Here is a 26063-nt window from a genome sequence, read left to right as displayed (position 1 = left end):
GGGTCCACCGGGAACGCAGAAGCCCCCCGCGCGCTGCGCGGGGGGCTGGGCGTCGTCGTCTGCGCGGCGTTTCCCGCGCGGACAGGGGGTGGGTCGGGCGCCGGACCGGGGCGCCGCACGGGCGCGCCGGGGCCGGTCGGTCGGTCGTCGGTCGATCGGGGTGGGGGTCAGGACTCCAGGAAGGCGACGAGGGCGTTGGCCAGGAGGTACGGGTCCTCCGCGCCGCACAGTTCGCGCGCGCTGTGCATCGACAGGATCGCGATGCCGATGTCCACCGTCTGGATGCCGTGCCGGGCGGCGGTGATCGGGCCGATCGTCGTGCCGCAGGGCATCGAGTTGTTCGACACGAACGTCTGCCACGGCACGCCGGCCCGCTCGCAGGCCGCGGCGAAGACGGCCCGTCCGCTGCCGTCCGTCGCGTACCGCTGGTTGACGTTGACCTTGAGGATGGGGCCGCCGTTGGCGCGCGGGTGGTGCGTCGGGTCGTGCCGCTCCGCGTAGTTGGGGTGCACGGCGTGGCCGGTGTCGGAGGAGATGCAGATGCTGCCCGCGAGGGCGCGCGCCCGGTCCTCGAACGAGCCGCCGCGCGCGAAGACGGAACGTTCCAGCACGTTCCCGAGCAGCGGCCCGTCGGCGCCGGTGTCCGACTGCGAGCCGTTCTCCTCGTGGTCGAACGCGGCCAGCACCGGGATGTGGTCCAGCGAACCGCCGGCGGCCGAGACCGCGGCCAGGGCGGCCACGCCCGCGTGCACCGAGATGAGGTTGTCCATGCGCGGCCCGGCCACCAACTCCCGGTCGCGCCCCAGGTAGGAGGCCGGCTCGATCGAGTGGACCATCAGGTCCCAGCCCGCCACCGAGCCCTGCGGGAGGCCCTCTTCCTCCTCCAGGAAGGCGATGAGGTCACCCTCCCGGACGTCGCCGAGGCCCCAGACCGGCTGCATGTGCCGCTGCTTGTCGAGCTTGAGGCCGTCGCTGTTGACGGCCCGGTCCAGGTGGATGGCCAGCTGCGGCACGCGCAGCAGCGCCCGGTCCACGTTGACCAGCCGCTCGCTGCCGTCGCGCAGCGTCAGCCGTCCGGCCAGGCCCAGGTCGCGGTCGAGCCAGGTGTTGAGCAGGGGCCCGCCGTAGATCTCGACGGCGATCTGCCGCCAGCCGGCCGACCCGCTGTCAGGAAGCGGTTTGACGCGGAGGTTGGGCGAGTCGGTGTGCGCGCCGATGATCCGGAACGGGGTGTGCGCGGCCGCGCCCTCCGGGACGTACCACGCGATGAGTGCGCCGCCGCGGAGCACGAACCGGCCCCCGCTGCCCGCGTCCCAGGCGTCCGTTTCCGACACCTGCCTGAAGCCCGCCTTCTCCAGCCGCTTCGCCGCGTTGGCCACGGCGTGGTACGGCGACGGACTGGCCGTCAGGAAGGTCATCAGATCGTCGGTGTGGCCGCGGTCGAAGCGGGCGGGAGAGCTCATGGGGTTCACCTTAACGACGGTCGTGTTCGCCTTGGCCGGACTGCGGCGGATAGCCGTCGGACGTCGGGCCGCGGGCCGTGTCGTCCGCGGTTCCGGCGGCTTCTCAGCCCGGCGGCCGCTCGAATCGGCGCTGCAGCTGCCTGCGTTCGCCCCGGCGGATGCGCGGGAGCATCTCCGGGGTCGTCGCGGAGCGCTGCGCGCGTCTCTTGCGTCCGGCGCAGAAGATACAGGCCTCTCCTGGGGGCGCGTCCGGGTCGACGGGCGCGCCGGGGTGCTCGGAGCAGCCGGAGGCGCCGCGCGGCCGGGACAGCTCGCGGGCCACGATGAACGCGCGGTGGAGGTCGTCCGCTATCCGTACGAAGTCGTCGGTGGACGAGGAGAGGCTCAGGTGGAAGCGGCGGTCCTCGACCGTGCGGACGTGGTCGCGCAGCGCGTCGAGGGTGTACGGCGGGTCGGGCACCGGGTAGCCGAGCCGGCGCTGCTCCCCGGCCGGCGGGGCGGCGGGCCGGGCCGCGGGGGCGGGCCGGCCGGCGCGGCCCCCGCGGTCGCGCAGCCCGAGGCGGCGCCGGTCGTTGCAGATCAGGCAGCGGCCCCAGCCGTCGGGCGCCTCGGGGTCGAGGGCGCCGTTGGGGTGCTCGGGGCAGCCGGTGTAGCTCTTGGCGGGGGCGAGTCCGGCGGCGGTCTGGAAGGCGGTGTAGAGGGCGTCGGCGACGGCCTCGTACTCGGCGGGGTGGGCGCCGTCGTACAGCTCCTTCAGGTGGTCGCCGAGGCTGCCGATGGCGGCCTGCAGCTCCCTGAGGGCGTAGGGCCGCCCTGCCGGGACCGCGTACCCCCGGCCGGTGCCGTGCTGCTCCTGTGGACTCATGTCTACGAGCGTCCCACGAACGACCGACAACGCGGGAATCGGCGGGTGAGCGGGAGCGCGGGTGCGCGGGAGCGCAGGAGCGCGAGGACGCGAGAACGCGGGAGCGGCCGGACCCCCCGCACGAGGGTCCGGCCGCTCCGGGTGCGCCGACGGGGACTAGAAGACGGCCTCGTCGAGGTCCATCAGCGAGTTGTCGACGGCCTCGGCCAGCGCGCGCTGCACCGAGACGCCCGGCAGCATCTGCGAGGCGAAGAACTTCGCGGCCGCGATCTTGCCCTGGTAGAAGGCGACGTCCTTGCCGGTGGCGCCCGCCGCCAGCTTCTCGGCGGCCACGGCCGCGCCCTTGAGCAGCAGGTATCCGACGACCACGTCACCGGAGGCCATCAGCAGGCGGGTGGTGTTCTGGCCGACCTTGTAGATGTTCCGGACGTCCTCGCCGGTGGCGGTGAGGTCGGTGATCATCTGGCCGACGATGCCCTCCAGGTCGACGGCGGCCTTGGCGAGCGCGTCGCGGGCGCCGGCCAGGTCCTCGCCGCCCTCGCCCTGGGCGAGGAACTTCTTGATCTCCTCGGAGAGGAGGTTCAGGGAGGCGCCCTGGTCGCGGACGATCTTCCGGAAGAAGAAGTCCTGGCCCTGGATCGCGGTGGTGCCCTCGTACAGGGTGTCGATCTTGGCGTCGCGGATGTACTGCTCGATCGGGTACTCCTGCAGGAAGCCGGAGCCGCCGAAGGTCTGGAGCGACTGGGCGAGCTGCTCGTAGCCCTTCTCGGAGCCGTAGCCCTTGACGATCGGGAGCAGCAGGTCGTTCAGGCCGTGCAGGGCCTTGGCGTCCTCGCCGGCCGCCTCCTTGACCGCGATCTCGTCCTGCACGGAGGCCGTGTAGAGGACGAGGGAGCGCATGCCCTCGGCGTACGCCTTCTGCGTCATCAGCGAGCGGCGGACGTCCGGGTGGTGCGTGATGGTGACCTTGGGCGCGGTCTTGTCCATGAAGTTCGCCAGGTCCGGGCCCTGCACGCGCTCCTTGGCGTACTCCAGGGCGTTCAGGTAGCCCGTGGAGAGGGTGGAGATCGCCTTCGTGCCGACCATCATGCGGGCGAACTCGATGATCATGAACATCTGGCGGATGCCGTCGTGCTTGTCGCCGATCAGCCAGCCCTTGGCGGGGTGCTTGTCGCCGAAGGTCATCTCGCACGTGTTGGAGGCCTTCAGGCCCATCTTGTGCTCGACGTTGGTGGCGTAGACGCCGTTGCGCTCGCCCAGCTCACCGGTCTCCCAGTCGAAGTGGAACTTCGGGACGAGGAAGAGCGACAGGCCCTTGGTGCCCGGGCCGTGGCCCTCGGGGCGGGCGAGGACGTAGTGGAGGATGTTCTCCTCCATGTCGTGCTCGCCGGACGTGATGAAGCGCTTGACGCCCTCGATGTGCCAGGAGCCGTCCTCCTGCTGGATGGCCTTGGTGCGGCCGGCGCCCACGTCCGAGCCCGCGTCGGGCTCGGTGAGGACCATGGTGGAGCCCCAGCGCTTCTCGACGGCGATCTGGGCGATGCGCTTCTGCGCCTCGTTGCCCTCCTCGTACAGGACGCCGGCGAAGGCCGGGCCGGAGGAGTACATCCAGACGGCCGGGTTCGAGCCGAGCAGCAGCTCCGCGTAGGCCCAGATCAGGGAGCGGGGCGAGGTGGTGCCGCCGATCTCCTCGGGCAGGCCCAGGCGCCAGTACTCCGACTCCATGAAGGCGTCGTAGCTCTTCTTGAAGGAGGCCGGGACCGGGGCCGTGTTGGTGGCCGGGTCGAAGACCGGCGGGTTGCGGTCGGCGTCCGCGAAGGACTCGGCCAGCTCGTTCTCGGCGAGGCGGGCGATCTCGGACAGGATGCTCTTGGCGGTCTCGGTGTCCATCTCGCCGAACGGGCCGGTGCCGTACAGCTTGTCGCGGCCGAGCACCTCGAAGAGGTTGAACTCGATGTCGCGGAGATTCGACTTGTAGTGCCCCATGGCGACGGCTCCGTTAAGGCTCGGGAAGACGGGTTCCTCGTACATACCAATCGGTAACGTCATGATGCTACCCGCCGGTAATAAGAAGCAACCCCTTGTCCGGGCACTGTGACCAGGGTCAAAGCTCGCACCAGACGGTCTTGGTGCCGTCCCCCTGGATGACGCCCCACCGCAACGCCACGGCGTCCAGCAGGGCGAGGCCCCGCCCGCACTCGTCGGCGCCGGCGGCATGCCGGAGCACGGGCCACGCCCGCGGGTCGGGATCGGTGAGCTCGACCCGCGGGCGGGTTGCCCTTCCGGTGATGCGCAGGGTGACGGGGGTGCCCTCGCCGAGGTGGGTGATGACGTTGGTCAGCAGCTCGGTCACGCAGAGCTGGAGCTCCGGACACGGCCTGCCGAGGTGCTCGCGCACGGCGATGCGGAGCTCCGGGACCGCCTTCGGCACGGCGAGCAGCCCGACGGCGAACGGCCTCACGGGCGGCCCGCCCGGAGCGCGGCGGCGAGGCGGTCGGCGGTGCCGGCGTTGCAGTTGCCGAGCGCGATGAGCGGCGGGGTGTCGTACGTGCCCGCGTGGGAGGGGAGGTGGAGGTCGAGGGAGGGCAGCGTGATCCCGTGCGCGGCGAGGGCGGCGCGCAACTCGATCAGCGCGTCGATCGCCTGGCGGTCGGCGGCGGGGTCGCTCATGGGGGGGGGCTTCCTGTGCGGACTGTGACGAACCGCTCACAGGCTGGCGCGGACCGGCGTAGCGTGGGAAGGGCTTCTGGTTGCGCTGTGCAAGTGGCAAGTGGCAAGTGGCAAATGGCGGTGGTGTCGTGCCTCCTCGTAAGAACCCCGACGCGTCGGCGAACGTGCCGTCCTTCTACGGCGCCGAGCTGCGCTACAAGCGAGAGGTTGCCGGACTCACGCTTGAGCAGCTGGCGGCAGGCAGCTTCCGGGGTGTCCCGTTCCTGAGCCAGATCGAGCGCGGCGAGCGTCGGATGCCGTCGGATCTGGCCCGGCACGTCGATGCGAAGCTCGGCACGGACGGGTTTTTCGAGCGCCGCTGTGAAGATGCGCGCAGGGCGAAGCAGTCCGGGCACGCGGAGTACTTCGCGGACGTCGCGGAGATGGAGCCGTACGCCGAGACGATCGAGGAATGGGCGCCGATGCTCGTCCCGGGGCTGTTGCAGACTGCCGCCTACGCACGTGCGCTTGTACGCGCCGCGATGCCGAGGGCTCTCGACGGCGAGGTTGAGGAGAAAGTAGATGCTCGGCTGAGGCGGGCTCGCCTCTTCGCCGCGGACAGGCCGCCTGCCTACTGGGCCATCCTGGACGAGTCGCTGCTCCGGCGACGGGTATTGCCTGCGGAGCTGATGGCTGAGCTGTGGGAGCACATTGCGAAAACCGTCAGAGCCACTCGCTCGATTTTGCAGATCGTTCCGGAAACCGCGGCCGCCCATCCGTTCATGATGGGCATGGCCAAGATGATGACCTTCGTGGACGCACCCCCCGTGGTGTACACCGAGAGCCTTCATAGCGGGCAGCTCATCGACTATCCGGCCCTCGTGCGGGAGTACCGCAAGTCGTACGATCTGTTGAGGGCTGCCGCGCTGTCACCCGAGGCGTCCTTGGCGAAGATCGACGCAGCAGCAGAGGACTTCCGAAATGGCAAGCAACGACTTTGACTTGGCCTCCGCGCGCTGGCGGAAGAGTAGCTACAGCAACGGCACCGGCGGCGACTGCGTCGAGGTCGCGGAGGCCTTCCCCGGCGCAGCCCGCTGGCGCAAGAGCAGCCACAGCAACACCGACGGCGGTGTCTGCGTCGAGGTCGCCGACGGGTTGCCCGGGGTGGTGCCCGTGCGGGATTCCAAGAGGCCGGGCGGGGCGGTGGTCGTCGTGACGGGCGGAGCCTGGGGGGCGTTCGTGGACGGGATCAAGCGGACCCCTTGACCGGATCCGGGCGCTGGGCGGGCGCCCGCCCTCGGTAGGCTTCGGGACATGTACGGCTACGACCAGAACCCGGGTGCCCAGCAGCAGCAGTACGCCCAGCCCCAGCAGCCGATGCCCGGGGCCGGGTACGAGCAGCCGCTGTACCCCGAGCCGTCCCCGCCCTCCCTCGCGGACGCGGTGCGCGCCTTCACGACCGGGTCGCTGTCCGCCGAGGACTTCCAGCAGATCTTCGCCACCTCGAAGGTCTACTGCCCGCGCGGCGACACCCCGGGCTTCCTGGCGCTGCACAACACGCAGCAGCCGGTCATCCCCATGTTCAGCACGCTCAAGGAGCTCCGCCGGTACGCCGGCAAGGAGTCCAAGTACTTCGTCATCACCGGCGCCGAGGTGATCGACCTGCTGCCCACCGGGTACGGCTTCGTCCTCGACATGGAGGGCGACCACCGGATGGTCTTCGACGCGAAGGCCGTGGAGCAGATGGTCGACTTCGCGATGCGCCGCATGTACGGCTGAGCGAGCCGCACGGGCCCAGGGCTGGGGCGCGTACAGAGGGCATGCGGGGGGCGTACGGGGGGCGGGCGCACGGCCGGGGGGCGGGCGATGCTGAGGGTGCACTTCACGGCCGAGGACCTCTTCCAGGTGACCTTCGCGCCCGAACCGCTGCCACTGGTGGAGCTCGGGCTGGCCCTCACCGCCGTCCAGCGCACCGACGCACCGGCGGTTTTCGGCCGGTGGCGCACCCGGGTCCTGCGCGAGCTGCCCGGCCGGGCCCGGCCCCTGTTCGACCTGCTCCGGCCCGACGGCGACAACCCGCCGTTCGTCGAGCCGTACGCCCGGACCCTGGACGAGGGCCTCGCCGACGTGGCCGCCGCGGCCGGCCGCCTCACCGGCGCGGAACTGCACCGCGCCGCGGCCCGGGCGCCCGGTTCGCCGTCCTGGCTGCACGCCCTGTGGGCGGGGGACCGGGACGAGTGGACCCGGCTCGACGGCGCGCTGCGGTCCGCGTACGAGGCCGTGGTCGCCCCGCACTGGCCGCGCATCCGGCAGTCCTTCCAGGCCGACGTGGCCTGGCGCACCCGGCTCCTGGCCGCCCACGGCATCCGGGCCTGCCTCGCCGGCCTCCACCCGCGGGCCGGCTGGAACGGCACGGTCTTCGAGGTGGCCGCACCCCCGCACTACGAGGCCCGGCTGGGCGGCCGCGGGCTGGTGCTGATGCCCTCGTCGTTCTGGACGGGCCGCCCGCTGCTGGCCGGCCACCCCTCCGGCGGGCACGTCCTGCTGTACCCGGCGCTGACCCCGCTGCCGCTGGTCGCGCCCGGCCGGGCGGTGGCGGGGCCGCTGGACGCACTGCTGGGCCGGACGCGGGCGGCCGTGCTCCGGCAGCTGGTCGAGCAGCGCACCACCAGCGAGCTGGCCCGGGACCTCGACATCAGCCTCCCCTCGGTGTCCGAGCACACCCGCACCCTGCGCGCGGCCGGGCTGATCACCACGGAGCGCGACGGCAAGGCCGTCCTGCACTCGGCCACGGCGCTGGGCGTGGACCTCCTGCACAGCGGCCGCTGACCGCCGAGCGGGAACGTTTCGGCGGGGCCCGAAACCATCGCGTGGGCGGCGGCCCGCGGCCGAGGATCGGTGCCGCAGGGGGCGGGCGCGGCGACGCGCGACGACGGGGGACCCGCCTCCTGCTCCCACGACGAGGAGGACACACCCATGGCTCGCATGTCGATCCGCACGCAGCTCGCCGCCGCCGCCGCGGCCACCGGCGCCCTGGCGCTGGGCGCCGGGCTGCTGGCCGCGGGCCCGGCGCCGGATGCTCCTCCGGCTGCCTGCCCGCCGGCCACTACATGGACAAGAACCTGACGCCGATCAACTCGGTCCGCATCGGGCCCTGACCGGCCGACCGGCCGGCGATCCGACCGGCGTGGGCGGCGCAGCGCGGCCCCGGGGAATGTCCCCGGGGCCGGTTCCGTTGAGGCGGGTGGCAGAAAGTTCGAGTTTCAACTAAACTCGGAGCAGAAGGAGGCCGACCATGCCTGCAGTGACTGTCGAGAACCCGTTGACGCTCCCCCGCGTCGCAGAGCCGTCCCAGGAGACCGCCGCCCGCAAGGTGCTGGCCGTCGTGACCGCGCCGGGTGGCTTCGAGGGCGAGGGCTTCCCGGTCCGCCGCGCCTTCGCCGGCATCAACTACCGCCACCTCGACCCGTTCATCATGATGGACCAGATGGGCGAGGTGGAGTACGCGCCGGGCGAGCCCAAGGGCACCCCCTGGCACCCGCACCGCGGCTTCGAGACGGTCACGTACCTGATCGACGGAACCTTCGTCCACCAGGACAGCAACGGCGGCGGCGGAGTCATCAACGGCGGTGACACCCAGTGGATGACCGCCGGCGCGGGCCTGCTCCACATCGAGGCCCCGCCGGAGTCCCTCGTCGTCAGCGGCGGGCTCTTCCACGGCCTCCAGCTGTGGGTGAACCTGCCGGCCTCCGACAAGATGATGCCCCCGCGCTACCAGGACATCGGCGGCGGCAAGGTCAAGCTGCTGACCACCCCCGACGGCGGCGCCCTGCTCCGCGTGATCGCCGGTGAGATCGACGGCCACAGCGGCCCGGGCATCACCCACACCCCGATCACGATGATCCACGCGACGGTCCGGCCCGGCGCCCAGATCACCCTGCCCTGGCGCGAGGACTTCAACGCGCTCGCATACGTCATGGCCGGGCGCGGCAGCGTCGGCACCGACCGGCGGCCGATCGAGACCGGCCAGACGGCGGTGTTCGGCGAGGGCGGCTCCCTCACCTTCCGGGCGGAGGCCTCCCAGGACTCCCACACCCCGGACCTGGAGATCGTCCTGCTGGGCGGTCGCCCGATCCGGGAGCCCATGGCGCACTACGGGCCGTTCGTCATGAACAGCCGCCAGGAGCTCCAGCAGGCGTTCGACGACTTCCAGGCGGGCCGACTGGGCACCATCCCCACCACCGCCCGGGAGCGCACGAGCACCGCGGAGCAGCACTCCTGACCCGGCTACCGCCGTCGGGCGGGAGCGCCGGGCCGTCTCCGGAAGGAGGCGGCCTAGGTTCTGTTTCCTGGATCAGGTGCGGAGCCAGATGGTGAGGGCTGCCAGAGTGACCGTTCCGAGGTAGACGTAGGCGCGTTTGTCGTAGCGGGTGGCGACTGCCCTGAAGTTCTTGAGGCGGTTGATCGCCCGCTCGACGACGTTGCGTTTCTTGTACCGGTCCTTGTCGAACCCGGTGGGCCGTCCGCCGGCAGAGCCTCGTCTGCGGCGGTTGGCGCGCTGGTCCTTGGGCTCGGGAATGGTGTGCCGGATCTTACGTTTCCGCAGATAGCGGCGGTTGCTGCGGGAGCTGTAGGCCTTGTCAGCGCTGACACTGTCAGGCCGGGTGCGGGGCCTGCCCGGCCCGGGGCAAGGCACGTAGATCTTCTCCAGCACGGCCTCGAACTGCGGGCTGTCCCCGCACTGTCCGGGCGTGAGGACCAGCGAGAGCGGGCGGCATCGCCCGTCGGCGGACAGGTGGATCTTCGTGGTAAAGCCGCCTCGCGAGCGCCCTAAGCACTCGCCTGCCTCACCACCTCCGCCAGCCGGGCAGACAGCCTCCGCAACACTGGATCGCCCTGGTTTGCCCCGCTGCGGGCCCCCTTTTGAGGAGCAACCGGCGGCGGGGCCGCCTTCCGCGCGCCAGCCGCGTGCTGGTGGGCTCGCGTCGTAGTGGAGTCCACCGACACGGCCCAGTCGATCCCGTCCGCGGAGTTCTCGGCGGCTTGCACCCGCGTCAGCAGCAACTGCCAGGTGCCATCGGCCGACCAGCGGCGATGCCGCTTGTAGACGGTCTCCCACGGCCCGAACCGTTCCGGCAGATCCCGCCACGGCACACCGGTCCGCACCCGGAACAGCACCCCGTTAATGACCCTCCGGTGCTCGCTCCACCGGCCACCACGTGCCCCACCACGGGGCAGGAACGGCTCCAGCCGTTCCCACTCCGCATTCGTCAGATCTCCTCGCCCCACCATGCTGGCCAGCATGAACTCGACAACGTGATCACGTCAGGAGATCCAGGAAACAGAACCTAGCGGCGCAACGCCTCGGCGGGCTGCGTGCGGGACGCCCGCCAGGCCGGGTACAGCCCGGCGAGGACCCCGGTGACGAGACCGATCAGCGGCGCCACGGCGACCGTCAGCGGTGACATCACCGGGGTCCAGTCGCGCAGCGCGGACACCCCGACCACCGTCAGGGTGCCCAGCGTGGTGCCCACCAGGCCGCCGACCGTGCCCTGCGCGGCCGACTCAGCCAGGAACTGGGCGGTGATGTGCCGCCCGCGCGCCCCCAGGGCCCGGCGCAGCCCGATCTCCCCGGTCCGCTCCAGGACGGCGACGAGCGTGGTGTTCGCGATCCCCACCGCCCCGATGACCAGGCAGATCGCGGCCAGCAGCAGGAACAGCTGGTCCAGGTCGGAGGTCACCGCGGTGCGCAGCGTCCGCGGGTCCGGCGGCGGCGCCGGGGCCAGCCAGTCGGGGTGGTCCGGGCGCAGCGCCAACGGCAGCTCGGAGGCCACCTGCCGGGCCGCGCCCAGCTCGGTCACCACCAGCATCGCGGCCCGCTGGGCGTTGTCGGGCGGCCCCCACAGGCGTTCCGCGGTGCCCCGGGGCACGACCACCGACAGCAGCAGGTCCGGCCTGCGCTCGGCGCCGTCCGCGATGCCGATCACGGTGAACGGGTGGTCGCCGATGAACACCGCGGGGCGGCTCTCCAGGGTGGTGATGCCCAGCCGGGCCGCCATCGCCGAGCCCACCACCGCGACCTGCTCGGCGCGCCCGTCGTGGAAGGAGTCGTAGGCCCGGCCGGCGCCGAGGGAGAGCCCGGCGGCGCGCAGCATGCCGGGGGAGGCGGCGACGACCGGGATCCGCTCCCCCGTGGCCCCGGCGACCGGAGCGGACCGTACGGTCGTCGTGCCGAGCGGCACCGGCCAGAACACCCCGGCCGCGCTGACCCCGTTGAGGGCGCCCGCCCGGGCGTCGGCGTCCTCGGGGAAGGCGTTGGGCACCTGCCGGGCGAGCTGCGGGTCCCCGCCGCCCGCGGTGTCGCGGACACTGACCTCGGTGGCCGTCATGGCGTTGAAGCGGCCGTCGATCTGCGAGGACGCGGTGGCCGTCAGGCCCAGGATCGCCACGAACGTGCCGACGCCGAGGACCGTGCCGAGGCCCGTGAGCGCCGAGCGGGCGGGCCGCTGGAGCATTCCGGCGAGCGCCTCGGACAGCAGGTCCCGCGCCGACAGCCGGGACGGGACGACGGCGGGGGTCGCGCCGTCCGTGCCGCGTCTCCCGCGCCACCGGCCGGTGCCCCCGCGGGGCCACCTCATGTCGGGACCACCTCGCTCAGCACCCCGTCGCGGATGGCCACCGTGCGCCGGCCCCGCGCCGCGACGTGCGGGTCGTGCGTGATGACCAGCAGGGTCAGCCCGTCGGCGTGCAGCTCGTCCAGCAGGGCCAGGACGGCGCCGGCGGTCGCCGTGTCCAGGTTGCCGGTCGGCTCGTCGCACAGCAGCAGCGAGGGCTCGGAGACCAGCGCGCGGGCGATGGCCACGCGCTGGCGCTCGCCGCCGGACATCCGGGTCGGCAGATGGCCGCTGCGGTGGCCGAGGCCGACCCGCTCCAGTGCCGTACGGGCCCGGCCGGCGCGCTGTCCGCGCGGGACGCCGTTGTAGACCATCGCGAGGAGGACGTTCTCCAGGGCACTGCGGTGCGGCAGCAGGTGGAAGGACTGGAAGACGAATCCGATGCGCTGCCCGCGCAGGGCCGTGCGGTCGCGGTCGCGCAGGGCACCGGTGTCGATGCCGTCGAGCAGGTAGCGGCCGGCGGTGGGGGCGTCGATCAGGCCGGCGACGTTCAGGAACGTCGACTTCCCGGAGCCCGAGGGGCCGACGACGGTGACGTACTCGCCGCGCTCCACCGTCAGCGCGCAGGGCCGCAGTGCCTCGACGGGCGGCGGGCCGGGGTAGGTGAGGCCGACGCCCTCGAACCGGACGACCGGCGCAGGACCCGCGGCGAGGGCCTGCGCGGCGGCGGGATCCCCCACGGCAGCGGTGCCCGGGTCCGAACGGTCCGCGTCCGAAGGGCCTCGGGCGGGTCCGGCCGCGGTCACGGCTTCGCCTGGGCGACCAGGACCCGGTCCCCGTCGGCGAGCGCACCGCCGCCGACCGGCTCGACCTGGACCATCCCGTCGGCGGACATCCCCGCCCGGACCTCGACGCGCCGCCGCTCGCCCGCCGCGGCGGGGTCCTTGCCGAGCACCGTGACCGTGGTCCGCCCGTCGGCCCCCGCCGACACCGCGGACAGCGGCACGACCAGGACCGGTTCGCCCGAGGAGGCGGCGGTCACCGTCAGCCGCACGCCCTGCCCCGAGAGCCGGGCGTCGAGCGTCTGGTCCGGGGTGACCGTCAGGGCGTACCCGCCGGCGTCCGCGGCCCCGCCCGGGGCGCCACCGCCGGAGCCGGCCCCGTCCGGGGCGCCCGCCCCGGGCCCGGACGCCCCTGATCCGCCGGTCGCCGGGGTCGGGGCGGTGGCCACCGAGGCGACGGTCCCGGTGGCGGTCAGCCCGGTGGCCTCCGACAGCACCTCCACCTTCATCCCGGCCTTGACCAGGTCCTTCTGATGGGCCGGGAGGGAGGAGCGGATCACCGGCGCCCCCGCGGACAGCGTCAGGAGACCCTCCGGGGCCGGCTCGCCCACCGCCGCCTTGACCGCGTCCACGCGCGCCGGGAAGCCCTTGACGAACACGAGCTCGTCCGCCGGGACCATCGGACCGGAGGCCGACCGGGCCGCCTCCAGCCGGCTGGAGGCCTTGACCAGGTCGGCCTGGGCGAAGGCGAGCTGCTGCTGCGCCTCCGCGGTGTCCGCGCCGGCGCCCGACTTGGCCTTGGCGAGGGCGGCCTTGGCCGTGGTGACCTGCCGCTGCGCGGTGTCGGCCGCGTCCTCCGCGGCCTGGAGCTTCTCCGCGTCGCCGGGGTCGGCGGGGCGGGGCGTGTGGCCCAGCGCGGCGTAGAGCGCGGTGACCGCCGCCTTGGTGCCGGCGCCGTAGGTGGCCGCCGGGTCCTTGCCGGTGGGGTGCCCGAGCGCCTTGAGTCCCTCCTGGAGCTGCCCCACGTCCTTGCCGGTGGCGCCCGGCTTCAGGTCCCGGTACACCGGTAGGGCGCCGGCCAGCGCGAACACGGGCCGCCCCGACACCTCGACCAGCACCTCGCCCGCCTGGACGGACGCCCCGGGCTGCTTGTTGATCCGCGTGACCACGGGCTTGCCGCCCGTGCCGGCGGCCGCGGCGGCCCCCGCGCCCGGGGACACGGCCAGCGTCTGCTCGGCGGCGACCGTGCCGCGGACGACCACGGAGGAGGTGAGCACCCGCCGCTCGACCCGGTCGGCGAGCACCGAGGCCGGCGGCGGGGCGGCGTCGGCGGCGACCTGGGCGGGGGAGCGGATGGTGGCGGCGACCGCGATGCCCGCCCCGGTCAGGGCGACGGCGCCGGCGACGACCCAGGTCAGGATGCGGCGCCGACGGCCCAGGGAGGCCCCTGCCTCGTCGGGTTCGTGCACCGAGGCAGGGGCCTCGTCGGGTTCGTGCACCGAGGCAGGGGCCTCGTCGGGTTCGTCCACCGAGGCAGGCGCCTCGTGGGGCTCGTCCGCCACGACCGGCTCCGGCGGCTCTTGATGTTTCACGTGAAACCCGTTTCGTCGCTCAGCAGTTCTCGCCGATCACCTGGAGGGAACTCACCCGCCACGGGCCGCCGTCGCTGTCCCGGGTCAGCGTGAAGGCGCCCATCTGCGAGGGCTTGTCCTCCAGTTGGTCGATGCGCTCGCCGGTCCTGGCGTCGTGGATCAACCAGCGGTCCAGGTCCACGCAGTCGTGCAGCACCAGCGACCGGGGCCCGGGGCTCTCCACTCCGTCGATCCGGTGGCCCACCTCGCCGAGGAGGACCTGTCCCGCGGATCTGGAATGCGCCAGGTTGTCGCGCAGCTCCTGCAACTGGTTCCCCGTGGCGACCCGTTCGATGGCCGGGTCCTGGGGGTCGGGCGTGCGGTTCGCCGCGAGCCAGGTCGCCCAGTAGGTGTCGTACGCCTGCCGTACCTCGGGGCTCGGTGGCTGCAGCGCGGACGCCGCGACCGCCGTCGTGCCCGCCGCGGTGGAGGGCGCCGGGGTGGTGTCGCACCCGGCGACCAGGGCGGCCGCCAGGGCCGCCCCGGCGGCGGACAGGGCGCACGCCGCCAGCCGCAGCCTCATGCCGCGCCGTCCTTGAGGACCTTCTCGGCGAACGCCACCTGCTCGCCGAGGTGCTTCTTCTCCTGGTCCAGGTCCTGTTTGTGCTTCTCGACCAGGCCGTTCTGGTAGGCGGTCAGGACGGCGGTCCAGGTGTCGGAGAGCTTCGTCCTCTGCTTGCAGGACACGTCCGTCGTCGCGGCGGTGATCTCCTCGCTGGTGACCGGCCCGGTCCAGCGGGTGCCCTCCATCTGCTGGAGCTCCCAGGGCGTCTTCACCTGGAACCCCGCGTCGCGCATGCAGGAGCTCCACTGGGCGATGGCCGCGGTGACCCGACTGTCGCCGCGCGCCCGGTCGCCGGCCTGCTGCGTGAGCTCGTCGACCAGGCCGTTACCGGCCGGGGTCGCGGAGCCGCCCTTGGTGCCCTTCGGGTAGAGCTTGCGGGCGGCCTCGCCCGCGCAGCCGCCCTCCGGGGCGCCCGGGTGGGCGGGGGCGCCGTCCTGCGGGCCGAACAGGGCGGCCGTTTCGCTCGGATCGCGCTGCGCCGCGGCGCCCGCCTCACGTTTCGGCAATTCGCCCGTGCGATAACCATATTTCTTTGCCGATTCGGCGTCCACGAGGCCGATTCCGCTCGTGCTCCGGCGGGTGTCCGGGTCGGCGACGTACGTACTCGAATTCTTGAAGGAGGCGAATCCGATGCGGCGCATACAGGCCTCGGTAAGGATGTCCTGCGCCTGCTGTAGTACTTTCTGCTGGCTCTTGTCGAAACCGTAGGCGTCCAGGGGGAGGGCCGCGTTCGCCGGGTCGGGCTGCGGGGTGACCTTCACCGGCGGCTCGCCCCCGGCCGAGGCCGCCCCGCCCGTCTTGTCCGTCGACGGGCCGCTGCAGGCGCCGAGCGCCGCGACCGCCACCGCGACGGCGGCGGTCAGGACCAGGGGCAGCCGTTGGCGTGCGTGGTGCACGATCAGCCTTTCGATGGTGGGACTGGTGGTCGTACACTGCCCGGCACACCCGGGGCCGGGACCGATTCCAGCGGTCCCGGCCCCGGGTGGTTCCGAGCACCGATCAGCAGTGGTTCGCGGCCCACTTGCTGAGCAGGGTCATCGAGCTGTAGCCCGTGACGCTGGTGTTGTTGTTGCGGTGCTTGTCCCACCACTGGTTGCCGTTGATCACGGTGCCCGACTTGTAGCAGATGGGCGTGATCGTGTGGCTCCTGTAGCCGAGGCCCAGGGTCGCGGACGAGGTGGTGGAGTTGGAACGGATCCGCACCCCGTCCTCGGTGTAGTCGCCGGCGTGGGCGACGGTCACGGATCCCAGAGCGATCGCGGCGGCGGAGAGTGCCACCGCGGTGAACCTTGCTGCCTTGCGCACGCTGTCTCCTCTTCTGAGCGGACACGTCGTGGTGCAGCCGAGAGGAAAAGCCAGTACCGCCGTCAGCGGCAAGCACTGAGCTGGGCCCCCCGGTCCAGTGAAAGACGATGGCACGAACGGCAATCCCGTACCAGGGGGTTTCGGCCGCGTGGCCGAGAGCAGCCTGAATGCTCCGTATCGGATCGGTCGACCGATTCCACGGAGTCTTCAGGTCCCTTTCGGTGTTTGCGCTGGAAAACGCGGGCAGGGGGAAATCGGCAGCCCAGGCTCCTCCGCGAATGGATGATCGGGAACCGCTTCGCGGTTGTCCGGAAACACCCGCTACTCGTCTTGCTCCGGCCGCTCGCCGCGCCGGCTTCCCGGACGGCGCGCCCGCAGCTCCGACACCATGCCGAACGCGGCCGCGGCCAGGGGCACCGAGAGCAGCATCCCGAGGATCCCGGCCACGCTGGCACCGGCGGTGATGGCCAGCATGACCACCGCCGGGTGCATCTGCACGGTCCGGCTCTGGACCACCGGCTGGAGGAAGTGGCCCTCCACCAGCTGTACGGCGACCACGAGGGCGACGACCCACAGGCCGATGACCCAGCCCCGGTCGGCGAACGCGACGAGGACGGCCAGCGCGCCGGACAGGAAGGCGCCCAGGTACGGGATGTACGCGCCGAGGAAGACCAGGGCGCCGAGCCCGACCGCGCCGGGCACCTGGAGCACCAGCAGGCCCACGGTGATGAGGACGGCGTCGATCAGGGCGATGAAGGTGGTGCCGCGCATGAAGCCCTCGACGGCGTCGAAGGCGCGCCTGGCCATCGCCTCGACGACCTCGCCCCTGCCGTGGGGGCCGAGCCCGTGCAGGGCCTCGGCGACCCGTTGGGCGTCGCGCAGGAAGAAGAACATCAGCAGCAGGGCGAGGGCGGCCATGGCCATCACCTCGGCGACGACGCTGAGGCCGGCGATGACTCCGGAGGCGGCCGTCCCGCCGAACTTGGCGAGGAGGTCCTTGGCGTGGGAGGCCAGGTCCTCCAGGGAGGTCCCGGCGGCACCGAAGTGCTCGGCGAGGTCCTCGCCGGCCCGCCGTAGGGCGCTGACGATCTGGTCGCCGGTGTTGAGGAGCGCCGAGACGACGATGTACGTGGCCCCACCGGCCACCGCGAGCACGGCCAGGCAGGTGAGCGCCGCGGCGAGCGAGGGGTTGACCTTCATCCGGACCAGCCGCCGGTGCAGCGGCCCCAGCAGGGCCGTGCCGAGGAGGGCGAGGAGGACCGGGGTGACGGCGGCCTTGAAGACGATGCACAGCCAGACCCCGACCGCGGCCACACCGGTGACGAGGAGGACGACCACGCACCAGGCGGCGAGGCGGCGTGCGGGCTCGGGCAGCAGGGAGGAGCTGGGCACGCGGCCATCCAACCACGCGCCGGCCGGACTCCGGCGCCGACCGCTGCCAGCCCCGCCAACGGCTTCGACCGCGCGTCAGCCGGACTCCGGCGTCGACCGCTCGTGCAGCTCGAACCAGATCGACTTGCCCTCGCCGCGCGGGTCGACGCCCCACGCGTCCGCCAGCATCTCCATCAGCAGCACACCGCGGCCGCTCGACGCCATCTCGCCCGGATGCCGCACGTGCGGCAGCTCGTCGCTGGAGTCCGCCACCTCGATCCGCAGCCTGCGCCCGCCCGGCTCGCCCACCGCCTCCGCGACCAGCAGCGCGTCGCCGTCGGTGTGGACGAGCACGTTGGTCACCATCTCGGAGACCATCAGCACCGCCGAGTCCACCTGCTCGGGGTCCGCCCAGTCGTGCAGCAGTTCCCGGATCTGCCGGCGCGCGCCCGCGATGCGGGCCGGCTCCGCCTGCGCCACGGTCAGCACCGTGCGGCGCGCGGGGCGGGCCGGGTGCCGCAGCGGGGCCCCGCGGCCGCGGCCCGCGCCCTCCCGGCACAGCAGGACGAGCGCTATGTCGTCCTCGCGCCGGTCGGCGAGCGGGCCGGTGGTGTGGTGCGAGGACGGCCCGTGCACGGCCTGCACCAGCAGGTCGGCCAGCTTCTCCAGGCTGTCCGTCCCGTGAGCCGCCTGCGTCCCGTGCGTCCCGGACTCCAGGACCGCCCGCAGCCTCGCCCAACCCGTGTCCAGGTCGTGACCGCCGGTCTCGATCAGCCCGTCGGTGCACAGCAGCATCGTCTCGCCCGGCTCCAGGGTGAACCGGGTCGTCGGGTAGTCGGTGTCGGGGATGATGCCCAGCGGCAGGCCCCCGGCGGTCGGCCGCATCAGCACGGTGCCGTCCGTCATCCGGATCGCCGGGTCGGGATGCCCGGCCCGGGCCACCTCCAGCGACCCGGTCTCCGGATCGCACTCCACGTACAGGCAGGTCGCGAAGCGCGGGCTCCGGAAGTCGAAGCCCGCGTCGGCGTCGCCGTCCGGGTCGGGATCGGGCCCGGAGTCCGGGCCGCCGTACGAGCCGGTGCCCTGCGCCGCGGAGCCCAGTCCGGCCAGGAACCGGGAGGCCCGGGAGAGCACGGCATCCGGGCGGTGGCCCTCCGAGGCGTACGCGCGCACCGCGATCCGCAGCTGGCCCATCAGCCCGGCGGCCCGTACGTCGTGCCCCTGCACGTCCCCGATGACCAGCGCGAACCGGCCCGACGGCAGCGGGATCACGTCGTACCAGTCCCCGCCCACCTGGAGCCCGCCGCCGGTCGGCACGTACCGCGCGGCGATCTGCATGCCGGGGATGTCCGGGCCAAGCGTCGGCATCATCGACCGCTGGAGCCCGGTCGTCAGCTCCCGCTCCGACTCGGCTACCCCGGCCCGCTGCAGCGCCTGGGCCAGCATCCGGGCCACCGTGGTCAGCACGGACCGCTCGTCCGGCGAGAAGGACACGGGGTGCTTGAACGCGGCCAGCCAGGCGCCCATGGTGCGCCCGGCCACGACCAGCGGCACGAAGGCCCAGGAGGCCCGGCCGAAGCGCTGGGCCAGCGGCCAGGTCGCCGGGAAGCGCCGCCGGTAGTCCTCGGGGGTGGGCAGGTAGATCGCCCGGCCGGTGCGGACGACCTCCGCCGCCGGATAGTCGGTGTCCAGCCGCATGTCCGCGAAGGGGCCCTCGTCCCCCGGCCCGTGCCCGTGGTGGCCGATGACCGACAGCCGGTCCCCGGCCACCCCGAAGACGGCCAGCCCGTCGGGGCTGAAGCCGGGCATCGACAGCGAGGCGGCGACCCGCAGCACCTCGGCCGTCGACCGGGCCTCGGCCAGCGCCCGCCCCGCGTCCAGCAGGAACGCCTCGCGGGAGCGCCGCCAGTCGCCGGTGACGGTGGTGTGGGCGGCGGTGGTGCCGGGCTGGGGCTCGGCGATCTCCTGGATGGTGCCGATCAGCTCGTAGGCGAGGCGGCCGTCGCCGGAGCGGCTCTGCACCGGCTTGGAGCGGCTGCGCACGGTCCGCAGGACCCGCCCGTCCCCGTCCATGATCCGCAGCCGGGCCTCGGCGAGGGTGCCCTCGGCCACCGCCAGGTTGACGATGCCGTTGACCTCGTTCCAGTCCACCGGGTGGAACCGGGACCGCACGGCCGCCTCCTGCAGCACGGCCGGCTCGGCGGGCAGCCCGAGCAGCCGGGCGGCCTCGCCGTCGAGGCTGACCTTCCCGGAAGCGTTGTCCCATCGCCACAGGCCCGTCGCGATGGCGGCCAGGACGTCCTCGGTGCGCACCCGGTCATCTTTACAGGTCGTCGCCGGGACCAATCGCCGAGACGTGCCCGTTCGCGGAGCCCGCCGGGCGCGCCAGCGCGGCCGCCGTCCCGGACGGTAACCTTGGGAGGGTTGAATCCACCCTGGTATCGCGAAGAACTGGATGACTGATGCATCGGTACAGGTCCCACACCTGCGGCGAGCTCCGCGCCTCTGACGTCAACACCGACGTCCGGCTGAGCGGCTGGCTGCACAATCGTCGAGACCTGGGCGGCATCCTCTTCATCGATCTGCGCGACCACTACGGCATCACGCAGCTCGTCGCCCGTCCCGGCACCGCCGCCGCCGCCGTCCTGGACAAGCTCTCCAAGGAGACCGTCGTCCGCGTCGACGGCAAGGTCGTCTCCCGCGGCACCGAGAACGTCAACCCCGACCTGCCCACCGGCGAGATCGAGATCGAGGCCGCCGAGGTCGAGGTGCTGGGCGCGGCCGCCCCGCTGCCCTTCACCATCAACACCGACGACGGTGTGAACGAGGAGCGGCGCCTGGAGTACCGCTTCCTCGACCTGCGCCGCGAGCGCATGCACCGCAACATCATGCTGCGCTCGGCCGTGATCGCCGCGATCCGCCACAAGATGGTGGCCCTCGGCTTCAACGAGATGGCGACCCCGATCCTCACCGCGACCTCCCCCGAGGGCGCGCGCGACTTCGTCGTCCCGTCCCGCCTGAACCCCGGCAAGTTCTACGCGCTGCCGCAGGCCCCGCAGCAGTTCAAGCAGCTGCTGATGATCTCCGGCTTCGACCGGTACTTCCAGATCGCGCCCTGTTTCCGCGACGAGGACGCCCGCGCCGACCGTTCGCCGGGCGAGTTCTACCAGCTCGACGTCGAGATGTCCTTCGTCGAGCAGGAGGACGTCTTCCAGCCGATCGAGAAGCTGATGACCGAGCTCTTCACCGAGTTCGGCGGCGGCCGCGAGGTCACCTCCCCCTTCCCGCGGATCCCGTTCCGCGAGTCGATGCTGAAGTACGGCAACGACAAGCCCGACCTGCGCGCCAAGCTGGAGCTCGTCGACATCACCGACGTGTTCGAGGGGTCGGAGTTCAAGGCGTTCGCCGGCAAGCACGTCCGCGCCCTGCCGGTCCCGGACACCGCCGCCCAGCCGCGCAAGTTCTTCGACGGCCTCGGCGACTACGCCGTCTCGCTCGGCGCCAAGGGCCTGGCCTGGGTCCGCGTCGGCGAGGACGGCACGCTGACCGGCCCGATCGCCAAGTTCCTCACCGAGGAGAACGTCAAGGTCCTCACCGAGCGCCTGGGCCTGGCCGCCGGCCACGCCGTGTTCTTCGGCGCCGGCGAGTTCGACGAGGTCTCGAAGATCATGGGCCCGGTCCGGGTCGAGGCCGCCAAGCGCGCCGGCCACTTCGAGGAGAACGTCTTCCGGTTCTGCTGGATCGTCGACTTCCCGATGTACGAGAAGGACGAGGAGACCGGCAAGATCGACTTCTCGCACAACCCCTTCTCCATGCCGCAGGGCGGCATGAAGGACCTGGAGGAGAAGGACCCGCTCGACATCCTGGCCTGGCAGTACGACATCGTCTGCAACGGCATCGAGCTGTCCTCCGGCGCCATCCGCAACCACGAGCCCGAGGTCATGCTGAAGGCCTTCGAGATCGCCGGCTACGACGCCGAGACCGTCGAGCGGGAGTTCGCCGGCATGCTGCGCGCCTTCCGCCTCGGCGCCCCGCCGCACGGTGGCATCGCCCCGGGCGTGGACCGCATCGTGATGCTGCTCGCCGACGAGCCGAACATCCGCGAGACCATCGCGTTCCCGCTGAACGGCAACGCGCAGGACCTGATGATGGGCGCGCCCACCGTCCTGGAGGAGTCCCGCCTGCGCGAGCTGAACATCGCGCTGCGCAAGCCGGTGGAGGCGAAGCCGGTGGACGCCAAGCCGATCGCGGAGGCCGTCCACCCGGACGCCTCGCGGTAACGCACCGCTGCGGTGACCTGACGTGCCGAAGGGCCCGGGATCCGATCCCGGGCCCTTCGGCGTGTGGGGCGTGCGTGTGGGGCGTGGGCTGGAAGCCGGTCCTAGAAGCGGTCCAGGAGCCCCTTGAGCAGGGCCGCCGAGGTCAGCTCGCAGGGAGCGGGACCGGCGTGGAAGAACCCGGCGTTCTCGGCGTCCAGCTTGCGCAGGAAGTCGAACGCCTTGTTGTCGTGGTCGCCGAACGCGACGAACTGCCAGTGCACCTCCGGGGCCGCCGCGGCCGCGTCCGCCAGGGCCTGCCTCGCGGGCTGGCGGTTGTCGGGGGCGCCATCGGTCTGGAAGACGACGAGGGCCGGGCCCGAGTCGCCGTCCTTGCGGTAGCGCTCCAGGACCTGCTCCACGGCGACGTGGTAGCTGGTGCGGCCCATCCGGCCGAGCTCGGCGTGACGGCCCTCGACCCAGGAGGCGTAGTGGGTGTCGAGGGTCAGGTCGGCGGTGCCGTCCACGTCCGTGGAGAAGAACACGGTGTGCACGGTCGCCTCGTCGTCGAGGTGCGCGGCGAGGGCGAGGGCGTGGTCGGCGAGGTACTGGGCGCTGCCGTCCTTGTAGAACGGCCGCATGGACCCGGACCGGTCCAGGACCAGGTACACCTTGGCCCGGGCGCCGGCCCTGCCCTTGGTGCGGAGCACCTGTCCGGCCGCCTTGTAGGCCGCCGCCACCTCCGGCGCCCGCTTCCGCACGACCGCCGCACTGTGCGCGGGCCCGTCCACCGCCTCGCCCCCGCCTTCCGCGGCCACGGCCCCGGGCTCGGCTTCGGCTTCGGCCTCGGGCTCGGCTTCGGGCTCTGCGTCGGCCTGCGCGGCTACGGGTCCGACCTCGGCCTCGGGCTCCGCCTGGGGCTCTGCCTCCGCAGCCACGGCCTCCGGCTCTGCCGCGCCCTGCTCGGCGACCTGCTCGGCCGCGTCCTGCTCGGCGACGGGCTCCGCCTCGGCCTCCGCGGCCACGGCCTCGACCTCGGGCTCGGGCTCCGCCTGGGGCTCGACCCCGGCGGGAGCCGCTGCCGCATCGGCCACGGCTTCCTGCGGCGCCGGCTCGTCCTGCGCCTCGGTGGTGGCGGGCTCCACCTCGGCCTCAGCCGCGACGGCGACGGGCTCGGCCGCTACGGCGACCGGCTCTGCCCCGGCGGGCTCGGCCTGCGCCGCGACGGGCTGTGCCTCGACGGCGGCGGGCTCGGCCTCGGCTTCGGCCGGTTCGGCCGCAGCAGTGGCCTCGGCCTCGGCCTCTACGGCGACGGGCTCGACCTCGGGCTCCGGCTGCGGCTCGGCAGCGGCCTCCCGGGGCGCGGGCGCCTCGGCGGGCTCGTCCTGCGCCTCGACGGTGGCGGGCTCCACCGCGGCCTCGACGGCGGCCGGCTCGGCCTCCGGCTGCGCCTCCCCGAGGGCGGCCTCGGGCTCGGCTTCGGCCGGCTCCGCCTCAGCGGTGGGCTCCGCCTCGGCCGTCACGGCAGCGGGCTCCGCGGCCTCGGCGGCCGCGACCGCATCGGACGGCTCCGGCTGCGCTTCCGCGGCGGCGGGCTCGTCCTCGGCCGGCGCGGGCTCCGTGGCGACGGCCTCGGCCGTGACCAGCTCCTGCGGGGCCTCGGCGGCGGGCGTCACGGCCTCGGCGGCGGGCGCCTCGGAGGCAGCGGTAGCCGCTGAGTCAGCGGTGGCGGTAGAGGTAGCCGTCCCGCCAGTCGGGGTCGGGGCGTCGGGGAGGGTGGGGGACAAGGGGCGGCGGGCCTCGGGGACCGTGAGGTCCGAGGCCGGGCTGGTCACGAGCGCGCCCGGCTCGCGGTCACGCGGAGCGGACTGCGGGGGGACCGTCGGGTTGTCGAACGACGCGGCGACCAGGTCGGCCGCCGCGTCCAGCGGAGTCCGTTCCGACTGGCTCGGGACGGCTGCTGATGAGGTGGAGGGGGTAGTGGCCTCAGTCGTCTCCGGAACCGGCTCGGCGGTCCGTCCGAAAACCTTGCGCAACAAGCTCCGAATACCCATGGGCCAGGCCTTTCGCATGAGTGCGTGCGTCTTTTGTCCGTGCTGCGCGGTTGATCCCTGCCCAGAGTGGACACGTAAGGTTATCGACCCCTCGGCTGGAACGTCCGCAGGGGCGCCCCTCGTGGCGCCAGGCCCTTTTCGGCCCTTCTCTTACGGATCTTGGCTGATCCGCCCACCACGTACGAGGGCTCCCGCTGACAGCCTGCCGCGTGGGGCCCGCACAGAGCCCTACCACACCACAACCGCCCCTCCGAGCGGCACCCCCTTCCCTGAACTCCCGCCCCGACGCGCCCGGTTCACCGGGCGTTCACCCCTCGGCCGCCGGTTCGGCGCACCCCGCCCTTAGCGTCACCGCTGGATTCGGCCGATTCCCGTCGGCAACCGCGCAGTTACGGAGGACACTCGTGCGCAAGCTTCTGCCTCTCATAGGCAACCCGCATGGGGGCGGCCGCTCCGCCCTCACCTGTCGCTACCGCTGTGGTGACGCCTGCTTCCACGAGGTGCCGAACACCAGCGACAACGAGTACGCCGGCGACATCATCGCCCGTACCTGGTCCCGCCGCTCGATGCTGCGCTCCGCCGCCGTCGTCACGGTCGCCACGGCCGCCGGCACCGCCGTCGCCGTCGGCGGCAGCGGTTCGCGGGCCACCGCCGCCGACGTGCAGGCCGCCGGTGACACCGCCGGGCAGGCCGCCCGCGGCCTCCGTTTCACCCCCGTCGCGCCGAACACCGCCGACCAGGTGACCATCCCCGAGGGCTACGCCCAGAACGTGGTGATCAAGTGGGGCGACCCGATTGTCAAGGGCGCCCCGGGCTTCAACTCCGACAAGCAGACCGCCGCCGCACAAGCCGGTCAGTTCGGCTACAACAACGACTTCCTGAGCCTGCTCCCGCTCGGCAGCGGCTACGAGCGCCAGCAGCTCCTCGTCGCCAACCACGAGTACACCGACGAAGTCCTGATGTTCAAGGGCTACGACCCGGCGAACCCGACCAGGGAGCAGGTCGAGATCGCCTGGGCCGCGCACGGCCTGTCCGTGGTCGTCGTCCAGGAGGACCACCGCAGCGGCAAGCTGACCGCGGTCAACCGCCACCAGCTCAACCGTCGCCTGCACACGACCAGCGAGTTCCGCATCGCCGGCCCGGCCGCCGGCAGCGCCCTGCTGAAGACCTCCGCCGACCCGTCCGGCACCAAGGTGCTCGGCACCCTCAACAACTGCGCCGGCGGCACCACCCCGTGGGGCACCACCCTCCACGGCGAGGAGAACTTCAACCAGTACTTCGCCAACGGCGGCTCCGTCACCGAGCCCGTCCAGGCGGCCCGCCTGAAGCGCTACGGCATCACCGGTGCCGCCTCCGAGCGCAAGTGGGAGCGCTTCGACAAGCGCTTCGACGTGGCCCAGGAGCCCAACGAGTCGAACCGCTTCGGCTGGGTCGTCGAGCTCGACCCGTACGACCCGAACTCGGTGCCGCGCAAGCGCACCGCGCTGGGCCGCTTCAAGCACGAGGCCGCGCAGCCCCGCCTCACCGAGGACGGCCGCCCCGTCGTCTACATGGGCGACGACGAGCGCTTCGACTACTTCTACAAGTTCGTCTCCAGCAAGCGGATGATGAAGGGCGACAGCCGCGCCGCCAAGGAGCACAACCTCACCCTGCTCGACGAGGGCACCCTCTACGTCGCCAAGCTGACCGGCGACTCCCCGGCCGACCAGATCGACGGCAGCGGCACACACCCGTCGGACGGCCAGTTCGACGGTACCGGCGTGTGGATCCCGCTCGCCACCGGCAACGTCTCGCACGTCGAGGGCTTCACCGCCGAGGAGGTGTACGTCTTCACGCGCCAGGCCGCCGACAAGGTGGGCGCCACCAAGATGGACCGCCCCGAGGACGTCGAGCCTTCGCCGCGCACCGGTCGCGTCTACGTCGCGCTGACCAACAACACCAACCGCGGCAAGGCCGGCCAGCCGGCCGCGGACGAGGCCAACCCGCGCAACGCCAACAAGCACGGCCAGATCCTGGAACTCGCCGAGAGCTTCGACGACCCGGCCGGCGACGCCTTCGCCTGGCGCCTGTTCCTGGTCGCCGGTGACCCGAACGACCCGGCCACCTACTTCGCGGGCTTCCCGAAGGACAAGGTCAGCCCGATCTCCTGCCCGGACAACGTGGCCTTCGATCCGCACGGCAACCTGTGGATCTCCACGGACGGCAACCAGCTCGGCTCCCACGACGGCCTCTTCGGCGTCGCCACCGCCGGTGAGCGCCGCGGTGAGCTCAAGCAGTTCCTGACCGTGCCGCGCGGCGCCGAGACCTGCGGCCCGCTGGTCCAGGACAAGCGCGTCCTGGTCTCCGTGCAGCACCCGGGCGAGATCGACGGCGCGTCCGTCGAGAAGCCCGCCTCGGTGTGGCCCGACGGTCCCGGCAAGATCGTCCGCCCGGCCGTGGTGTCGGTCTGGCGCAAGGACGGCAAGAACATCGGCGTCTGACGCCGGTGTCCGGGCCCCCTCTCCCCGG

At 72.8% G+C, this 26063-nt stretch carries 22 protein-coding genes and 1 pseudogene; 8 read left to right on the top strand and 15 right to left on the bottom strand.

What is annotated here, in order from left to right:
• Positions 1-167: 167 nt before the first annotated feature.
• The 5 genes from ACSHWO_RS16805 to ACSHWO_RS16785 form a co-directional block, all read right to left on the bottom strand.
• Complete coding sequence (locus ACSHWO_RS16805; protein ID WP_438312827.1) at positions 168-1463, bottom strand: M18 family aminopeptidase; 1296 nt, start codon at positions 1461-1463, stop codon at positions 168-170.
• A 103-nt stretch (positions 1464-1566) separates the two neighbouring features.
• Positions 1567-2328, bottom strand: a complete 762-nt coding sequence (locus tag ACSHWO_RS16800) for a hypothetical protein (protein ID WP_385844305.1) — start codon at positions 2326-2328, stop codon at positions 1567-1569.
• 156 nt (positions 2329-2484) lie between these two features.
• Entirely contained in the window at positions 2485-4314 is a 1830-nt protein-coding gene (locus tag ACSHWO_RS16795; protein ID WP_361097574.1) for an acyl-CoA dehydrogenase, read from the bottom strand.
• 118 nt (positions 4315-4432) lie between these two features.
• Positions 4433-4789 (bottom strand): ATP-binding protein, encoded by a 357-nt coding sequence (locus tag ACSHWO_RS16790; RefSeq protein WP_438312825.1) that lies wholly within the window; start codon positions 4787-4789, stop codon positions 4433-4435.
• Positions 4786-4998 (bottom strand): hypothetical protein, encoded by a 213-nt coding sequence (locus ACSHWO_RS16785; protein ID WP_438312823.1) that lies wholly within the window; start codon positions 4996-4998, stop codon positions 4786-4788. The genes ACSHWO_RS16790 and ACSHWO_RS16785 overlap by 4 nt, the downstream gene beginning before the upstream one ends.
• A 128-nt stretch (positions 4999-5126) precedes the next feature.
• On the opposite strand from ACSHWO_RS16785, the gene ACSHWO_RS16780 reads away from it, so the two are divergent.
• From ACSHWO_RS16780 to ACSHWO_RS16755, 6 genes are all read left to right on the top strand, one after another.
• A complete protein-coding gene (locus ACSHWO_RS16780) occupies positions 5127-5978 on the top strand; it encodes a helix-turn-helix domain-containing protein (RefSeq protein WP_438312821.1) in 852 nt (283 codons plus the stop codon).
• A complete protein-coding gene (locus ACSHWO_RS16775; RefSeq protein ID WP_438312819.1) occupies positions 5959-6243 on the top strand; it encodes a DUF397 domain-containing protein in 285 nt (94 codons plus the stop codon). Before ACSHWO_RS16780 ends, ACSHWO_RS16775 begins: the two co-directional genes overlap by 20 nt.
• A gap of 48 nt (positions 6244-6291) precedes the next feature.
• Complete coding sequence (locus tag ACSHWO_RS16770) at positions 6292-6756, top strand: SseB family protein (protein ID WP_385844322.1); 465 nt, start codon at positions 6292-6294, stop codon at positions 6754-6756.
• Positions 6757-6843: 87 nt separating this feature from the next.
• Positions 6844-7806: an ArsR/SmtB family transcription factor gene (locus ACSHWO_RS16765; protein WP_385844325.1), complete on the top strand. Its 963-nt coding sequence runs from the start codon at positions 6844-6846 to the stop codon at positions 7804-7806.
• Between the two features lie 147 nt (positions 7807-7953).
• Complete coding sequence (locus ACSHWO_RS16760) at positions 7954-8103, top strand: hypothetical protein (RefSeq protein WP_438312816.1); 150 nt, start codon at positions 7954-7956, stop codon at positions 8101-8103.
• Positions 8104-8272: 169 nt separating this feature from the next.
• A complete protein-coding gene (locus tag ACSHWO_RS16755) occupies positions 8273-9259 on the top strand; it encodes a pirin family protein (RefSeq protein ID WP_385844330.1) in 987 nt (328 codons plus the stop codon).
• 72 nt (positions 9260-9331) lie between these two features.
• Here the strand turns inward: ACSHWO_RS16755 and ACSHWO_RS16750 are convergent.
• The 9 genes and pseudogenes from ACSHWO_RS16750 to ACSHWO_RS16710 form a co-directional block, all read right to left on the bottom strand.
• Positions 9332-10266, bottom strand: a pseudogene (locus ACSHWO_RS16750) (IS5 family transposase).
• A gap of 59 nt (positions 10267-10325) precedes the next feature.
• Entirely contained in the window at positions 10326-11615 is a 1290-nt protein-coding gene (locus ACSHWO_RS16745) for an ABC transporter permease (protein WP_438312814.1), read from the bottom strand.
• The gene (locus tag ACSHWO_RS16740; protein ID WP_438312812.1) at positions 11612-12331 is read right to left on the bottom strand and encodes an ABC transporter ATP-binding protein; all 720 of its coding nucleotides are present in this window, start codon (positions 12329-12331) and stop codon (positions 11612-11614) included. Before ACSHWO_RS16740 ends, ACSHWO_RS16745 begins: the two co-directional genes overlap by 4 nt.
• 62 nt (positions 12332-12393) lie before the next feature.
• A complete protein-coding gene (locus ACSHWO_RS16735) occupies positions 12394-13935 on the bottom strand; it encodes a peptidoglycan-binding protein (protein ID WP_438312810.1) in 1542 nt (513 codons plus the stop codon).
• Between the two features lie 49 nt (positions 13936-13984).
• Positions 13985-14527 carry a hypothetical protein gene (locus tag ACSHWO_RS16730; RefSeq protein WP_438312808.1) on the bottom strand — a complete coding sequence of 181 codons (543 nt, stop codon included), beginning with the start codon at positions 14525-14527 and terminating at the stop codon, positions 13985-13987.
• On the bottom strand, positions 14524-15465 hold the full coding sequence (locus ACSHWO_RS16725) for a hypothetical protein (protein WP_438312806.1): 942 nt from the start codon (positions 15463-15465) through the stop codon (positions 14524-14526). The genes ACSHWO_RS16730 and ACSHWO_RS16725 overlap by 4 nt, the downstream gene beginning before the upstream one ends.
• Before the next feature lie 103 nt (positions 15466-15568).
• A complete protein-coding gene (locus ACSHWO_RS16720; protein WP_361097388.1) occupies positions 15569-15874 on the bottom strand; it encodes a hypothetical protein in 306 nt (101 codons plus the stop codon).
• 321 nt (positions 15875-16195) lie between these two features.
• Positions 16196-17266, bottom strand: coding sequence for an AI-2E family transporter (locus ACSHWO_RS16715; RefSeq protein WP_385844349.1), 1071 nt, complete (start codon positions 17264-17266; stop codon positions 16196-16198).
• A gap of 75 nt (positions 17267-17341) precedes the next feature.
• Positions 17342-19558 (bottom strand): SpoIIE family protein phosphatase, encoded by a 2217-nt coding sequence (locus ACSHWO_RS16710; RefSeq protein ID WP_438312803.1) that lies wholly within the window; start codon positions 19556-19558, stop codon positions 17342-17344.
• 149 nt (positions 19559-19707) lie between these two features.
• Between ACSHWO_RS16710 and aspS the strand changes: the two genes are divergently transcribed.
• Positions 19708-21525, top strand: a complete 1818-nt coding sequence (gene aspS, locus ACSHWO_RS16705) for an aspartate--tRNA ligase (protein WP_438312800.1) — start codon at positions 19708-19710, stop codon at positions 21523-21525.
• 101 nt (positions 21526-21626) lie between these two features.
• On the opposite strand, the gene ACSHWO_RS16700 is transcribed toward aspS, so the two are convergent.
• Entirely contained in the window at positions 21627-23177 is a 1551-nt protein-coding gene (locus ACSHWO_RS16700) for a VWA domain-containing protein (RefSeq protein WP_438312797.1), read from the bottom strand.
• Between the two features lie 782 nt (positions 23178-23959).
• Between ACSHWO_RS16700 and ACSHWO_RS16695 the strand changes: the two genes are divergently transcribed.
• On the top strand, positions 23960-26035 hold the full coding sequence (locus ACSHWO_RS16695) for a PhoX family protein (RefSeq protein ID WP_438312795.1): 2076 nt from the start codon (positions 23960-23962) through the stop codon (positions 26033-26035).
• The last annotated feature ends 28 nt before the right edge of the window (positions 26036-26063 follow it).

Source organism: Streptomyces pallidus (ex Mingjun et al. 2026), from assembly GCF_051550185.1.
In the GTDB taxonomy this organism is placed as follows: domain Bacteria; phylum Actinomycetota; class Actinomycetes; order Streptomycetales; family Streptomycetaceae; genus Streptomyces.
This window is presented reverse-complemented; position numbering and strand designations above follow the sequence as displayed.

What these genes read in the sequence shown, in the direction of transcription:
- ACSHWO_RS16805 (WP_438312827.1), bottom strand. Translation starts at nt 1,463, where the DNA reads ATGAGCTCTCCCGCCCGCTTCGACCGCGGCCACACCGACGATCTGATG.
- ACSHWO_RS16800 (WP_385844305.1), bottom strand. Translation starts at nt 2,328, where the DNA reads ATGAGTCCACAGGAGCAGCACGGCACCGGCCGGGGGTACGCGGTCCCG.
- ACSHWO_RS16795 (WP_361097574.1), bottom strand. Translation starts at nt 4,314, where the DNA reads ATGGGGCACTACAAGTCGAATCTCCGCGACATCGAGTTCAACCTCTTC.
- ACSHWO_RS16785 (WP_438312823.1), bottom strand. Translation starts at nt 4,998, where the DNA reads ATGAGCGACCCCGCCGCCGACCGCCAGGCGATCGACGCGCTGATCGAG.
- ACSHWO_RS16775 (WP_438312819.1), top strand. Translation starts at nt 5,959, where the DNA reads ATGGCAAGCAACGACTTTGACTTGGCCTCCGCGCGCTGGCGGAAGAGT.
- ACSHWO_RS16770 (WP_385844322.1), top strand. Translation starts at nt 6,292, where the DNA reads ATGTACGGCTACGACCAGAACCCGGGTGCCCAGCAGCAGCAGTACGCC.
- ACSHWO_RS16765 (WP_385844325.1), top strand. Translation starts at nt 6,844, where the DNA reads ATGCTGAGGGTGCACTTCACGGCCGAGGACCTCTTCCAGGTGACCTTC.
- ACSHWO_RS16760 (WP_438312816.1), top strand. Translation starts at nt 7,954, where the DNA reads ATGGCTCGCATGTCGATCCGCACGCAGCTCGCCGCCGCCGCCGCGGCC.
- ACSHWO_RS16755 (WP_385844330.1), top strand. Translation starts at nt 8,273, where the DNA reads ATGCCTGCAGTGACTGTCGAGAACCCGTTGACGCTCCCCCGCGTCGCA.
- ACSHWO_RS16745 (WP_438312814.1), bottom strand. Translation starts at nt 11,615, where the DNA reads ATGAGGTGGCCCCGCGGGGGCACCGGCCGGTGGCGCGGGAGACGCGGC.
- ACSHWO_RS16730 (WP_438312808.1), bottom strand. Translation starts at nt 14,527, where the DNA reads ATGAGGCTGCGGCTGGCGGCGTGCGCCCTGTCCGCCGCCGGGGCGGCC.
- aspS (WP_438312800.1), top strand. Translation starts at nt 19,708, where the DNA reads ATGCATCGGTACAGGTCCCACACCTGCGGCGAGCTCCGCGCCTCTGAC.